The organism is Streptomyces panacea, assembly GCF_040560175.1.
Lineage (GTDB): Bacteria > Actinomycetota > Actinomycetes > Streptomycetales > Streptomycetaceae > Streptomyces > Streptomyces panacea.
Genome location: NZ_JARJHW010000193.1, coordinates 1 through 13,690, shown reverse-complemented (window position 1 = coordinate 13,690; position 13,690 = coordinate 1). Strand labels below are relative to the sequence as shown.

The 13,690-nt window shown below is 72.7% G+C and carries 9 protein-coding genes and 1 pseudogene; 5 read left to right on the top strand and 5 right to left on the bottom strand.

Going from position 1 to position 13,690, the window contains the following annotated elements; translation table 11 throughout:
* Both P3L51_RS30545 and P3L51_RS30540 read left to right on the top strand, forming a co-directional pair.
* A pseudogene (locus tag P3L51_RS30545) lies at nucleotides 1-248 on the top strand (hypothetical protein); the annotation flags it as partial.
* Between the two features lie 130 nt (nucleotides 249-378).
* Nucleotides 379-3,471, top strand: coding sequence for a LuxR C-terminal-related transcriptional regulator (locus tag P3L51_RS30540; protein WP_354608568.1), 3,093 nt, complete (start codon nucleotides 379-381; stop codon nucleotides 3,469-3,471).
* Between the two features lie 238 nt (nucleotides 3,472-3,709).
* Here the strand turns inward: P3L51_RS30540 and P3L51_RS30535 are convergent, their stop codons facing one another.
* The 5 genes from P3L51_RS30535 to P3L51_RS30515 form a co-directional block, all read right to left on the bottom strand.
* Entirely contained in the window at nucleotides 3,710-4,285 is a 576-nt protein-coding gene (locus tag P3L51_RS30535) for a hypothetical protein (protein WP_354608567.1), read from the bottom strand.
* Nucleotides 4,286-4,654: 369 nt separating this feature from the next.
* Nucleotides 4,655-5,617 carry a threonine/serine dehydratase family protein gene (locus tag P3L51_RS30530; RefSeq protein WP_354608566.1) on the bottom strand — a complete coding sequence of 321 codons (963 nt, stop codon included), beginning with the start codon at nucleotides 5,615-5,617 and terminating at the stop codon, nucleotides 4,655-4,657.
* 133 nt (nucleotides 5,618-5,750) lie between these two features.
* On the bottom strand, nucleotides 5,751-7,013 hold the full coding sequence (locus P3L51_RS30525; protein ID WP_354608565.1) for a DUF5937 family protein: 1,263 nt from the start codon (nucleotides 7,011-7,013) through the stop codon (nucleotides 5,751-5,753).
* The gene (locus tag P3L51_RS30520) at nucleotides 7,001-8,398 is read right to left on the bottom strand and encodes an amidohydrolase (RefSeq protein ID WP_354608564.1); all 1,398 of its coding nucleotides are present in this window, start codon (nucleotides 8,396-8,398) and stop codon (nucleotides 7,001-7,003) included. The genes P3L51_RS30525 and P3L51_RS30520 overlap by 13 nt, the downstream gene beginning before the upstream one ends.
* A 145-nt stretch (nucleotides 8,399-8,543) precedes the next feature.
* Nucleotides 8,544-9,167 carry a TetR/AcrR family transcriptional regulator gene (locus tag P3L51_RS30515; protein ID WP_354608563.1) on the bottom strand — a complete coding sequence of 208 codons (624 nt, stop codon included), beginning with the start codon at nucleotides 9,165-9,167 and terminating at the stop codon, nucleotides 8,544-8,546.
* Between the two features lie 147 nt (nucleotides 9,168-9,314).
* Between P3L51_RS30515 and P3L51_RS30510 the strand changes: the two genes are divergently transcribed.
* From P3L51_RS30510 to P3L51_RS30500, 3 genes are all read left to right on the top strand, one after another.
* Nucleotides 9,315-10,358 carry an aldo/keto reductase gene (locus tag P3L51_RS30510; protein WP_354608562.1) on the top strand — a complete coding sequence of 348 codons (1,044 nt, stop codon included), beginning with the start codon at nucleotides 9,315-9,317 and terminating at the stop codon, nucleotides 10,356-10,358.
* Nucleotides 10,359-10,490: 132 nt separating this feature from the next.
* Nucleotides 10,491-12,947, top strand: coding sequence for a phosphoketolase family protein (locus P3L51_RS30505; protein WP_354608561.1), 2,457 nt, complete (start codon nucleotides 10,491-10,493; stop codon nucleotides 12,945-12,947).
* Nucleotides 12,948-13,154: 207 nt separating this feature from the next.
* Nucleotides 13,155-13,690, top strand: a 536-nt coding sequence (locus tag P3L51_RS30500) for a TetR/AcrR family transcriptional regulator (RefSeq protein ID WP_354608560.1), incomplete at its 3' end; no start/stop codon positions are given.

Below are 13,690 nucleotides of genomic sequence, written 5' to 3'. Positions count from 1 at the left end.
GCGAGGCGGGCCATTGGGTGGTCACCGAGGTGAGCAATCAGTCGACGGGGTACTGCCCGGATGTCAGTTCGTGGCCCGCGGTCGCGGCGGCGGTAGCCGGGGCGGGGGTCGCGCACCCGGGTGGATATACGCACGAGGTGATGTTCCGGCGCTGCCCGGGCTGTGGGGAGATCGGCATCGTGCGGGAGGGCGAGTTCGTGTGTGTCTTCTGTGGGGGTGATCTGCCGGAGGTGTGGAACGTGGGGTAGTCGTCCGGCGGAGCCGGCCGGTGGTGTCTGTTCTGTACATGTCGATACGTGATAGGCAGCGAACACCGGAGGGGGGTTGGACGGGCCGGTAAGGCGACCAGTGCGTGACGACCGTGAGGAGTGGCCTCTCGTGCAGGAGCAGGCGTGGCAGCGACGAGTGACGTCCGCGCTGTCCGGGGCCGGGCAGGAGCCGGCGCTGGTGCTGGTCGAGGGCGACGCCGGTATGGGGAAGAGCAGACTGGCGCACCGGCTGCTGGAGTTGCCACAGGCGCGGGCGGTGGCGCGGCTGGTGGTGACCTTCCAGGCCTCGGGCGGCTTCGTGGTCGCCGATCCGCTCGGCCCGGAGCCACGCGTCGGCAGTTCGGCGGTGCCCGGGAGACGGCTGAACGGTACGGGGGCGCCGGTCGGAGTCGTGGCCGCGCCGCCGGTCAACGAGCCGTACGAGCGGGCATCCGCACACGGCCCGCCCCCGGAAGCGGCCCGGCTCGGGGTGCGGCTCACCCCGTACCAGGCGCTGGAGGCGCTTCTCGCCTCCGTCCGCCCCGCCCTGCTCGTCGCCGAGGATCTCCACCACGCGGACGTCGACTGCCTGGCTCTGCTGCGCGGTCTGCTGAGGGAGCCGCCCACTCCCTTCGCGGCGGTGCTGACCTACCGGCCCGAGCAACTGCCCCGACCCGGGCTGCCGTTGGGCCGGGCCGTGGACTATCCGGCGCGGCTGTCGGTCGCGCGGTGGCGGCTGGAGCCGTGGGACGAGGGGCACGTGCGGTGTGTGGCGGGGGAGTTGCTGGGGGCGCACCGGTGTCCGCAGGAGTTCGTGGGGCGGCTGCGGCAGCGTTCCGGCGGGGTGCCGCAGGTCGTTGTGGACCTGTTGCGGATGCTGCGGGACGACGCTGCCGACCGGGGCCGAGGGCGGGGCCGGGACCGGGGCAGGGGCCGGGACGCGGAGCTGACCGCGCGGGAGTGCTTCTCCGCCCGGGACGTGGACGAGGCCGGGGTGCCGGTCCGGCTGGCGGAGCTGGTGCTGGACAGGACCGCCGCGCTGCCGGAGGCGTACCGCCCGATCGTTTGGGCGGCGGCGGTGCTGGACGAGCCGGCGGGCGCCGAGAACCTGGCGGCGGTCGCGGGCTGTCGCGGGGACGGTGGCCGTACGGCGCTGATCGCGGCGCTGGAGGGCTCGGTCCTGTGCGAGACGAGCGAGGGGCGGTACGGATTCGCGGTGCCGCTGGCGGCGTCGGCGCTCTACGCGGAGTTGCCGGGTCCGGTGCGGGAGCGGCTGCACCACCGGGCGGCGGCGATGCTCGCCGCGCACGAGCCGGTGCCGTGGGCGCGAATCGCACGCCACTGGCGCGGTGGCGGTCGCACGGAGGACTGGCTGCGGGCCGCGGAGCACCTTGTGAACGACGACGAGGCGGCGGTCACGCTGCTGGAAGAGGCGTTGGACGTGGGCGGTCTCCCGCCTGACAGGCGGGGGCGGTTGGCGCTGACGCTCGCCCGTGGCGCCGTGTTCGGCCGCCGCTCCGAGGGGACGGCCCGCGTCCTGCGCGGGATCGTCGAGGACCCCGCGCTGCCCGCCGCCGACCGGGGCGAGATACGGCTCGAACTGGGCCTGCTCCTGCACAATCGCATGAGGCGCTTCGCGGAGGGCCGCAGCGAACTGCGCCGGGCGGCACACGAGTTGGCCGAGGCCGAGCGGCCCGCGCTCGCCGCGCGGGCGATGGCCGCGCTGGCGAACCCGTTCTTCCCCGGCGCCTCACTGGCCGAGAACGTGACCTGGCTGGAGCGCGCGGAGGCGGCGGCCGACGCGTCGGGGGACCGCGCGGCACGCACGGCGACCGGCGCCTGCCGGGCGACCGTGCTGATGAACACCGGCGACCTGGAAGCTTGGCGGCTGATCGCGCGGCTGCCCCGTGACAGCGCGGACCGGGCCAGCCGCCGGCAGGTGGCGCGGGGCCTGTGCAACACGGCGAACGGCGCGGTGTATCTGGGCCACTACCGGCGCGCGGACGAACTGCTGAGGGAGGGCATCGAACTGGCCGCGCGCAGCGGCGCACCGTTCCTGGAGCGGGTCGGACGCGGTACGGCCCTGTTCCGCGACTGGCTGACCGGCCGCTGGGAGGGCCTGGCCGAACGGTGCACGGGCCTGGTCGCCGAGGACGGCAGCGCGAGCGACGCCCGAGTGGTGCTGGCCCTGCTGGCGCTGGCGAAGGGGGACTGGGCGGCGGTGCGGGACTGGCTTCCCCGAGGCGACCCGCCGTCGCCGCGCGCGCCGTGCGGGACGGACGACGCGTACGAGAACGGCGACGTGTATCTGGCTGGTGGCGCGTACGAGAACGGCGGCGCGTACGAGTCCGGCGGCGCGTACCGGAGCTACCGGGCGTACGAGACCTACCGCGCGTACGAGACCTGCGAGGCCCCGGTCGCGGCCACGGCGGCGGGCGCCCATATCCGGCTCCTGCTGGCCCGGCAGGATGTGGAGTCCGCCGCCGACGCCGCCAGGTCGGCCTGGGCGTGGCTCGGCAGGAAGGGGGTCTGGGTCTGGGGCGCCGAGCTGGCTCCCTGGGTGGTCGAGGCCCATACCCGCGCCGGGCAGCGGGAGTCGGCGCAGCGGGTGGTGGCCGAGTTCGCGGCCGGTCTGACCGGGCGCGACGCCCCGTCGGCGACGGCGGCACTGCTCTGGTGCCGGGCCGTGCTGGCGGAGGCGGACGGTGAGTTGGCGGAGGCGCGGGCGCGTTTCCGGCAGTCGGGCGCGGCGTACGCGGCGCTGCCGCATCCGTACGCCCGCGCGCTCATGACCGAGGGCGCGGGCCGTTGCGCGCTCCTGCTCGGCGGCAGCGAGATGGACGAGGCCGTCGGGGAACTCACCCGCTGTGTGGCTGAGTTGACGGACCTCGGCGCGGTCTGGGACGCCGCGCGCGTACGGGCGACGCTGCGCGCCTACCGCCCCACCGCGCAACGGCGGCCGCCGGGCCGGCCGGCGTACGCGGAGCGCATGTCCCCGCGCGAGGGGGAGGTGGCGGAACTGGCGGCCACCGGGCTCACGAACCGCGAGATCGCGGCCACGCTGTATCTGTCGCCGCGCACGGTGGAACAGCACGTGGCGCGGGCGATGCGCAAGCTCGGCATCGCCAGTCGGCAGGGCTTGGCGAAGGAGGTGGCGCGGGTCCGTCCGACGCACGGCGAGGGCGAAGGCGAAGAGGAAGGGGCAGGGGGCGGCGGTGCTTAGGCCCTGTCCGGCGGATCTTCGGGGACCCGGGTCATCGCGGTGACATCAGCCGCGCCGCGGCGAGCTCGGGCTGATTCCCGAAGATCCACCGGACCGGACCCGGACCGGACCCGGACCGGACCCGGAGTGGGCAGGACCGGAGCGGACCCGGCAGGACCCACGACGAAGGGCGGGCCGACCGTTGTACGTGGTCGGCCCGCCCCACCGGCGGGTGCCGGTCAGATCGAATGTCGGGACATCAGCTGCACATGGTCGTGCGCATCACGTCGGCCTGACTGGCCCAGCTGGCGCAGCCCGTGCCGGAGTGTCCGTACCAGTTGTGGCCGAACTCGTGGGCGGCCAGCAGCGCGAAGTCGCCGACCATGGTGGACAGTTCGATGCGCTGGCCCGCGCCCCAGTTGCAGCCCACGACGTTGCCCGCGCCGCAGCCCTGCACGTAGCCGCCGACACAGGAGACGGGCGTACCGCTGGATGCCGTCTCGGTCCCGGCGCCCCAGTAGTTGGCGCCCTGGCGTATCGCGCCTTCGCGACCGCTACAGGACGAGGTGATGTGGTAGCTCCACGCCGGTACGCGGACGTCCCGCTTGTTGGCGTTCACCGTCGGGAGGTCCGCCAGGTTGCCGGCGTCGCCGGTCTCGAAGCGGGGCGAGGAAGGGGTGGGGTCCGCTGCGACGGCGGCCTCGGCGGCCTGCGTCATGGCGGCGGGACGGGCGATGTCACTGTTCTCGACGGCGTTGGCCGACGTGGGGAGCGCGAAGAGAAGGGCGGCTGCTACGGCCGATGCCCCAGCGATTCTTCGGATTGACGAGAGCATGACATATCTCCTTGTGGGGGGAGCGGCGCACATTCACATCGGTACAACCAGTCACGCCGGTACGACCCGTCGTGGACGACGCCGCGAGACTCGGGCCCGTGGGGCAGGCCCCGTACATGGGGGGATCGCCAGCAAAGTACGTGCGCCCGTGGCCTCCGCCTATCCGGGTCCCCCGACATACGGATACGCAAAGAACCCCCGACGACGGAGTCGCCGGGGGTGGATGCGGCCCGTCAAGAGGACCTCGACAGGATCACGAAAGGGCCTCGACGGGACCTCAGAAGGACCGCGACGGGACCTCAGCAGGACCGCGACGAAGACCTCAGCAGGACGTCGAAAGAGGTCTTGGCGGGACCGTCGACCGGGTCGTCAGCGGAGGTTGAAGCGCTCCGCCCAGGACATGACGTCCGCCGTGGTCGCGTTGCCGCCGCACAGCACAAGGCCGAGGCGCGCCTCGCCGCCGACGCGTTCCAGTACGCGGCGGGCGGCCGGGAGGAGACAGCCGGCGGCCGGTTCGGCCCAGACCTTCGCGTGGTTCGCCAGATCGAGAGTGCCCTGGACGGCCTCGGCGTCCGAGACCACGAGTACGTCGCTGACCAGGGCGGTCACATGGTCGTAGGTGATCCGCGAGACCGTGGGCGCGCTGAGCGTGGAGACGATGGACGACAGCTGGACCGGCTTCGGACCCCCGGTGGCCAGCGCCTCGGACATGGCCTGCGCGCCTTCGGTCTCGACGCCCCAGATCCGTACGCCGGGCAGGCGCGCGTGCAGAGCCGCGGCGGCGCCGGAGATGAGCGCGCCGCCGCCGATGGAGACGAGTACATCCGTGATCTCGGTGCTCGCGTCGTCGGCGAGTTCGAGGCCGACCGTGCCCTGTCCGGCGACGACCAGCGGGTCGTCGAAGGGGTGGACCATGGTGAGTCCGTCGGCCTGGAGCCGGGACATGAGCGAGAATGCGTCGTCCATCGTGTCGGTCAGCCGCACGGTCGCGCCGGCCGCCTCCGCGATCTCCACGGCGCGCGCGGGCGCGGACTTCGCCATGACGACGGTGGCTTTCACGCCCAGCGCCTCGGCCATGACCGCGACGGAGATCGCGTGGTTGCCGCCGCTCACCGCCACCACCCCGGCCGCGCGGTCCGCCTCGCTCAGGGACAGGAGCTTCGCCGTCGCCCCGCGCGCCTTGAAGGAACCGGTGCGCTGCAACACCTCCAGCTTGGCGGTGACGGGAACCCCGAGCAGCGCCGACAGTCCGGGGCTCTCGACCGTCGGCGTACGCACGACATGTCCGGCGATCAGTCGCGCCGCCGCTTCGATGTCCGAGATGCCGATCACGACACGTACCTCCTGCTTGACACCCGATTGCCGCTGCCTCAGGAGAGACCGTACAGATCGCCGCCCGCGTGACCGGCCGGGGGTGCGGATACGGGGGTGCGGATACGAGCGGCACGGGTCCTGGGGCGACACGCTAGTACTGGAGCGCCGTCGCGACGTCCCTGCCGATGCGGTCGACCGCGCCGAGGTCGAGCCCGTAGTGCACGTAGCGGCCGTTGCGTTCCGTCCGTACGAGTCCCAGGTCGCGCAGCGCGCGCAGATGGCGTGAGACCTGGGGGCGCGTCATCGACAGCCGGTCCGCCAGATCCGCCGTGGTCATCGACTGGCGGGCGATCAGCCGGCACAGCCGTACGCGGCTCGGATCGGTCAGCGCGAGCATGCGGCTACGGGCCAGGGTGACGCCCACCACCGGGGCGTCCACCGGGAAGTGCACGACCGGCGGCAGGCCCGGCTCGTTCTTCACCACCAGGTGCGGGGCGCCGTAACGGGTGGGGATGAGCAGCACCGGCGTACGGGCCGGGGAGATCACCGCGTGGTGCACCTTGTCGAAGACGACGCGCGGCGGGTCGGCGAGCCGGACGCTGGAGGGGCTGAGCGCGGCCAGCGCCGCCGCGGGGCCGTCGTCCGCGAGCCGCTGCCGTACGCGGTGCGCGGCGCGGGCCAGGAGGGGTTCGGTCGCGGCCCACAGGGCGCCGAAGAAGACCGGGCGGCACAGGTCGAGGAAGGCGAGCACGTCGGCGCGCAGGGCCTCCGGGTCGCGCAGCAGGGCCTCGGCGAGTTCGAGGTGCGGTTCGGGGAGGCCGGAGGCCGCGTGGCGCAGGGCGGCGGCCTGGGAGGGGTTGTGGAGGACGCGGTCGAAGGCGTAGCCGAGGTATCCGCTGGCGCAGGAGTACGCGGTGAGCTCGGCGAAACGGTCGACGGGCAGGCGCGACAACGGAGACAGGGGGGAGGGGAGGGACGGGGCGGATAACGGCGTCGACCGTGTCCCGGCCCCGGCCCCGGCCCCGGTCCCGGTCCTGGCCCCGGTCCCGGTCCTGGCCCCGGTCCCGGTCCCGGCCCCGGAACTCGCCGATCCCCCTGATCTCGGTGACCTCGGTGACCTCGGTGATCCCGTCGATCCCCCCGGCCTCGGTGATCCCGCCGATCCTTCCGTCCTCTCCAGCCCCGTGTAGAACCCCCGCCACCGCAGCGCCGTCCACAGCGGCGAGAATCGCCGCAGCCCGGCCCGGAAGGCGGCCGGCGCGGTGCCCGCCACCTCCCGGGCCCAGAGCGCGTGTTCCGCGTGGTGGCCGTGCCCGGTCAGTACGTGCAGGCTGGCGGCCAGCTCGGCGAGGGGCGACACCGCGACCGTGAAACGGCCCGGCCCCGCCCCCTCCAGTACGACTACGACCGACATGGCCGGATTGTACGAGCGCCGACCGGGTGACCGTGGGCCTCTATGACCTCCAGGATCTCTTCGGCGTCTTCGTCTTCGTCTTCCGCCTCTCCCGCCTCTCCCGCCTCCGCCGCATCGAACTCGGCCCGCGCCGCCACCAGGAACTCCGGATCCGAGACCAGATCCGTCACGACCCGGGCCAGCCCCGTCGCCGCGATCTGGGTGCGGTCGTGCGCGAAGGCGGTCGCCGCCGAGTCGCGCATGGCGTCGGAGTGGCTGGGCGTGCCGAACTCGGCGGTCTGTACGTACGGGTGGATGACGGGCAGCAGTTGGGAGAGGTTGCCGATGTCCGACGAGCCGGCCGGTTCGTGCGGCGCGCCGGGGGCGATGCCCACGCCCAACGCCCGCACCGTGGCGCCGAATCGGGCGGCGAGCACGTTGTTGTTACGGCGCTCCGCGTACAGCGCGCCGGTCTCCGTGACCGCCGCCTCCGTCCCGGTGGCGAGCGCCGCGCCCCGCGCCGCCGCGCGGACCCGCTCGACGAGCGCCTCGGTGGCGGTCGACGTGGTGTCCCGTACGTAGAAGTCCACCGCCGCCCGTGAGGGCACCACGTTCGGGGCCCGGCCGCCGTCGGAGACGATCCCGTGCAGCCGGGCGGTCGGCGGCATGAACTGCCGCATCGAATCGAGCGCGTTGAGAAAGAGCTGGGCCGCGGCCAGCGCGCTGCGCCCCTCCCACGGGGTCTTCGCCGCATGCGCGCTGACACCGATGAAGTCGGCCCGCAGATGCGCGGCGGCCAGCGCGTGCTGCGTGGTCGCCGAACGGTCGGCCGGATGGAACATCACCGCCGCGTCGACCGTGTCGAAGACCCCGGCGTCGGCCAGCAGGACCTTGCCGGCGCCACCCATCTCCTCGCCGGGTGTGCCGATGACGGCGATCGTGCCCACGTGGTCGGGCAGCGCGCGTACGGCGGCGATCGCGGCTGCCGCGCCGCCGGCCGCGATGAGGTTGTGGCCGCAGCCGTGCCCGACACCGGGCAGGGCGTCGTACTCCGCGAGTACGGCGACGTACGGACCGGGCCCGCTTCCCTCGTGCACCGCCACGAACGCGGTGTCGATCCCGCCCGCCCCCGCCTCGACCGCGAAGCCCGCCTCCGCGAGCCAGCCGGTCAGCACCTCCAGCGCGTGGAACTCGGCGAACTTCAGCTCCGGCCGCGCGTGGATGGCCCGGCTGACCTCCTCCATACGGGGCCGCAGCGCGGTGAGTTCGTCGGTCAGGTCCTTCAAGGTGGGCACGAGCGTGGCTGCGGGTACGGGTACGGGTACGGCGGTGGATGCGTGTGCCGGTGCCGGTGCGGGCGTGGTTTCCGGGGATGCGGGCGTGCTGCCGGTGGTCGTGCCGGACATGGGGACTCCCGTCGTACGAGGTCGAGTTGACGCGTCTCCGACCATGCGGCCGGACACGACGAGCTTGCGTCCGCCATCGCCCGTCCGGCCTCCGATTACCGCGCCCCAGGTAACCCCGCTCCCTCCCCCCGATCCGCCCCGTGCGCTACGCGTAGACGCCCGCCTTCGCCGCCGCCGCGGCCGCTTCCGCCGCACGTACCCCCGCCGCCTCGTCGAGGGGCGCGTCGCTGGTCAGCAGGCGGTAGTAGAGCGGGGCCGAGACCGCGCGAATCACCTCGTACGGGTCCGTGCCCGGCGGCAACTCGCCCCGCCGCACGGCCTGTTCGGCGCACGGCGCCCATTCGGCGACCCGGATCTCGTAGAAGCGGTGCAGGGCTTCGGCCGTCCTCGTGTCCGTCGTGGCCGCCGCGATCACCGCCTTGAACAGCGCGCCTTGGCGTGGGTCGGCCAGTGTGCGGCGTACGAGTTCGGCGTTGGCCCGCAGGTCACCGAGGAGCGAACCGGTCTCGGTACGCGGCAGCGACTGCTCGGCCATGTCCGTCAGCAGGTCCGCCACGAGGCCGGCCGCCGTCCCCCAGCGGCGGTACACGGTCGACTTGCCGACGTCCGCGCGGCGCGCGACATCGGCGAGGTCGAGGCGGGCGAAGCCGTGCTCGGCGAGAACGTCCCCGGCGGTGCGGAGCACCGCCGCCCGCACTCTCGCTGTACGGCCTCCGGGGCGGACGGTCCCGGGATCGCCACAGGCGTCGTCGTTCCCCTCAGGACTCATAACGGGACTCCAGTTTCATTAGTTGCGCATCTCTGTTACGTTGAGGCCATCCTAAAGGGACGGATGTCCCGTTAGCGCTTCCAAGGTCTCAGGTGTCCCAGGAGTCTCGGGGCCCCGGCGCCGCAGGGTCTCGTGGAGGGGTCGAACATGGAATACAGGCAGTTGGGCGCGTCCGGGCTCAAGGTCCCGGCTCTCAGCTTCGGCGCGGGCACGTTCGGCGGCCGGGGGCCGCTCTTCGGCGCCTGGGGCAACACCGACGCGCGGGAGGCACGCCGGCTCGTGGACATCTGCCTGGAAGCGGGCATCTCGATGTTCGACACGGCGGACGTGTACTCGGCGGGCGCCTCCGAGGCGGTCCTCGGCCAGGCGATCAAGGGGCGCCGCGACGAGGTGCTGCTGTCGACCAAGACCAGCCTGCCGATGGGCGACGGGCCGGGCGACGCCGGCTCCTCGCGCTCGCGGCTGATCCGGGCGACGGAGGACGCGCTGCGCCGGCTCGGCACCGACCACATCGATCTCTTCCAACTGCACGCGTTCGACGCCGGGACGCCTGTCGACGAGGTGCTGTCCACGCTCGACCAGCTCGTGCGGTCCGGGAAGATCCGCTACGCCGGCGTCTCCAACTTCTCCGGCTGGCAGCTGATGAAGTCGCTGGCCACCGCCGAGCGCCACGGCTACCCGCGCTATGTGGCGCACCAGGTCTACTACTCGCTCGTCGGCCGCGACTACGAGTGGGAACTGCTCCCTCTGGGTCTCGACCAGGGCGTCGGCGCGATGGTCTGGAGTCCGCTGGGGTGGGGGCGGCTCACCGGCAAGGTGCGCCGTGGCCGGCCGCTGCCCGAGGGCAGCCGTCTGCACGAGACCGCCGACTTCGGGCCGCCCGTCGACGACGACCATCTCTTCCGCGTGGTCGACGCGCTGGACGAGATCGCGGCGGAGACCGGCAGGACCGTCCCCCAGGTGGCCATCAACTGGCTACTGCGGCGCCCCACCGTGTCCTCCGTCATCATCGGCGCCCGCAACGAGGAGCAGCTGCGCCAGAACATCGGCGCCGTGGGGTGGGAGCTGACGCCCGAACAGGTGGCCCGGCTCGACGCGGCGAGCGTGAAGGTGGCGCCGTACCCCTACTTCCCGTACGAACGCCAGGAGGGCTTCGCCCGCCTCAACCCCTCACCGCTCCTGCGAGGGTGATGGTGACGGTGAGGGCCGAACGTCCCCCGACAGGGCCGGTCAGCCTCTTCCGCCACCGCGCCTCGACTGTGCGACGGTGGCCGGAGGGAACGGGGGCCGAGCACAGACAGTGACGACGTGACGGAGATGCCCATGCGACAGGCGAAGGCGAAAGAGCGGGCGCGGGCGCAGGACGGGTCGAGGGTGAAAGAGCGGGCGCGGGACGTGTCGGAGGCGAAGCGCGGCGGTGACACCGTGCTGACCGACGAAGAGGTGACCGCACTCGACGCCCACTGGCGCGCGGCGAACTATCTCGCGGTCGGTCAGATCTATCTGATGGGCAACGCGCTCCTCACCGAGCCCCTGCGGCCCGAGCACATCAAGCCCCGGCTTCTGGGCCACTGGGGGACCTCCCCGGGACTCAATCTCGTCCACACCCACCTCAACCGGCTCATCAGGGACCGGGATCAGTCCACGCTCTGCGTCTGGGGTCCCGGACACGGCGGACCGGCCGTGCTGGCCAACTCCTGGCTGGAGGGGTCGTACGCCGAGACGTATCCCGACGTGAGCCGGGACGCGGCCGGCATGGACCGGCTCTTCCGGCAGTTCTCCTTCCCCGGCGGCGTCCCGAGCCATGTCGCCCCCGAGACACCCGGTTCCATCCACGAGGGCGGCGAACTCGGCTACTCCCTCGCGCACGCCTACGGCGCCGCACTCGACAACCCCGACCTGCTCGTCGCCTGTGTGATCGGCGACGGCGAGGCCGAGACGGGACCGCTCGCCGGGTCCTGGCACGCCAACAAGTTCCTCGACCCGGTCCACGACGGCGCCGTCCTGCCGATCCTGCACCTCAACGGCTACAAGATCGCCAACCCCACCGTCCTCGCCCGCGTCCCCGACGACGAACTGGACGCCCTGCTGCGCGGATACGGCCACGAACCGCTGTACGTGAGCGGCAGCGACCCGCTCCAGGTCCACCGCGCCATGGCGGCGGCCCTCGACCGCGCGGCGGACCGCATCACCGAGATCCAGCGGGGCGCCCGGGAGGGAGCCGTCGACGAGCGGGCCGCCTGGCCCGTGATCGTGCTGCGCACGCCCAAGGGCTGGACCGGGCCCGGCGAGGTCGACGGACTGCCCGTCGAAGGGACGTGGCGGTCCCACCAGGTCCCGCTCTCCGGAGTACGCGACAACCAGGCCCACCTCGCCCAACTGGAGGCGTGGCTGCGCTCGTACCGCCCCGAAGAACTCTTCGGCCCGGACGGGCGGCCCTCCGCGCAGGTCCTCTCCTGTGTCCCGGCCGGCACCCGCCGTCTCGGTGCCACCCCGCACGCCAACGGCGGCCTACTGGTCCGGGACCTGCCGGTCCCGCCGCTGGAGGACTTCGCCGTGCGGGTGGAGAAGCCCGGCGCGGCCCTGCACGAACCCACCCGTGTCCTCGGCGGGATGCTGGCCAGGATCATGGCCGACACCGCCGACCGCAGGGACTTCCGGGTCGTCGGCCCGGACGAGACCGCCTCCAACCGGCTGGAGGCCCTCTTCGACGCCACCGGCAAGGCCTGGCAGGCACGGATCCTGCCCACCGACGAACATCTGGCCCGCGACGGCCGGGTGATGGAAGTCCTCTCCGAGCATCTGTGCCAGGGCTGGCTGGAGGGCTATCTCCTGACGGGTCGTCATGGCCTGTTCTCCTGCTACGAGGCGTTCGTGCACATCGTGGACTCGATGGTCAACCAGCACATCAAGTGGCTGAAGACATCGAGGGAGTTGGCCTGGCGCCGTCCGGTCGCGTCCCTGAACTACCTGCTGACCTCCCATGTCTGGCGCCAGGATCACAACGGCTTCTCCCACCAGGACCCGGGCTTCGTCGACCACGTACTCAACAAGAGCCCCGAAGTCGTACGGGTCTACCTGCCGCCGGACGCCAACACCCTGCTCTCCGTGGCCGACCATGTGCTGCGCAGCCGCGACTACGTGAACGTCGTCGTCGCCGGCAAGCAGCCCACCTTCGACTGGCTCACCCTGGAGGAGGCACGCGCGCACTGCGCCCGTGGCGCGGGCCTGTGGCAGTGGGCCGGTACGGAGGACGGGACCCGGGAGCCGGACGCCGTCCTGGCATGCGCGGGGGACGTACCCACCCAGGAAGTCATCGCGGCAGCCGGTCTGTTGCGCAGGTACCTGCCGGAGTTGGCCGTGCGTGTGGTCAACGTCGTGGACATGACCCGGCTGATGCCGCGCGAGGAGCACCCGCACGGGATGACCGAGGCGGAGTACGACGACCTGTTCACCACGGACAAGCCGGTGATCTTCGCCTACCACGGCTACCCCTGGCTCATCCACCGTCTCGCCTACCGCCGCGCCGGGCACGTGAACCTGCATGTCCGCGGCTACAAGGAGATGGGCACCACGACCACGCCCTTCGACATGGTCGTCCGCAACGACCTCGACCGCTACCGGCTGGTGATGGACGTCATCGACCGTGTGCCGGGCCTCGGCGTCCGCGCGGCCGACGTACGCCAGATCATGGTGGACACCCGGACGCGTCACCACAGCTGGATCCGCGAACACGGGGTGGATCTGCCGGAGGTCTCGGACTGGAGCTGGGAGGGCTGACGCCCGGCGGGGCGTTCTTCGCGGCGGCGGCGGTGATGGGCGGCTGGCCCTGCTCGCGACGACCGTGGTGATCGCGGGACCGCGGGCGCCCGGCCGGGTGCGTGCCGCCGCGGGCCGGCCCCGGTACGCGGGTTCCCGCCCGGCGCCCCGCGGGTTTCCGCGGGGCGCCCGTCATAGCTGACCGATCGGACAGTTATGGTTGGACGCATGGCACGCCCCGCCTCCGCCCTGCGCGGACACATCCTGGAATCGGCGCTGCAGCTGTTCGCGACCCGCGGCTACGAAGGCACGTCACTGCATGACATCGCCTCCACCGTCGGCTGCTCGAAGGCGTCCCTGCTCTACCACTTCACCAGCAAGGACGCGATCCTCACCGAACTGCTGACCCCCGCCGGCGAAGGACTCGCCGCGCTCGACACCCAACTCATCGGCCTCGACGGGCGGGAGGCGGCGGAGGCCGCCGTCAACGGCTACGTCGGTCTCGCCATGCGCTTCCGGCGCGAGATCAAGATCCTCTTCGCGGACATCCCCGGCATGACCACCCATCCGGCGCTCGGCAGCATCCCCGGCACCGTCGACCGCCTGCTGGACGCGCTCGCGGGCCGGTCCACCGAAGTGCGGGACATGGTCGCGGCCCACATGGTCCTCGGGGCCGTCTTCGTCACGGGCGCCAGCGATATAGACGTACCGGACCAGGAACTGCGCGACGAGCTGATCCGCGGCGCGCTGCGCACCCTGCGCCC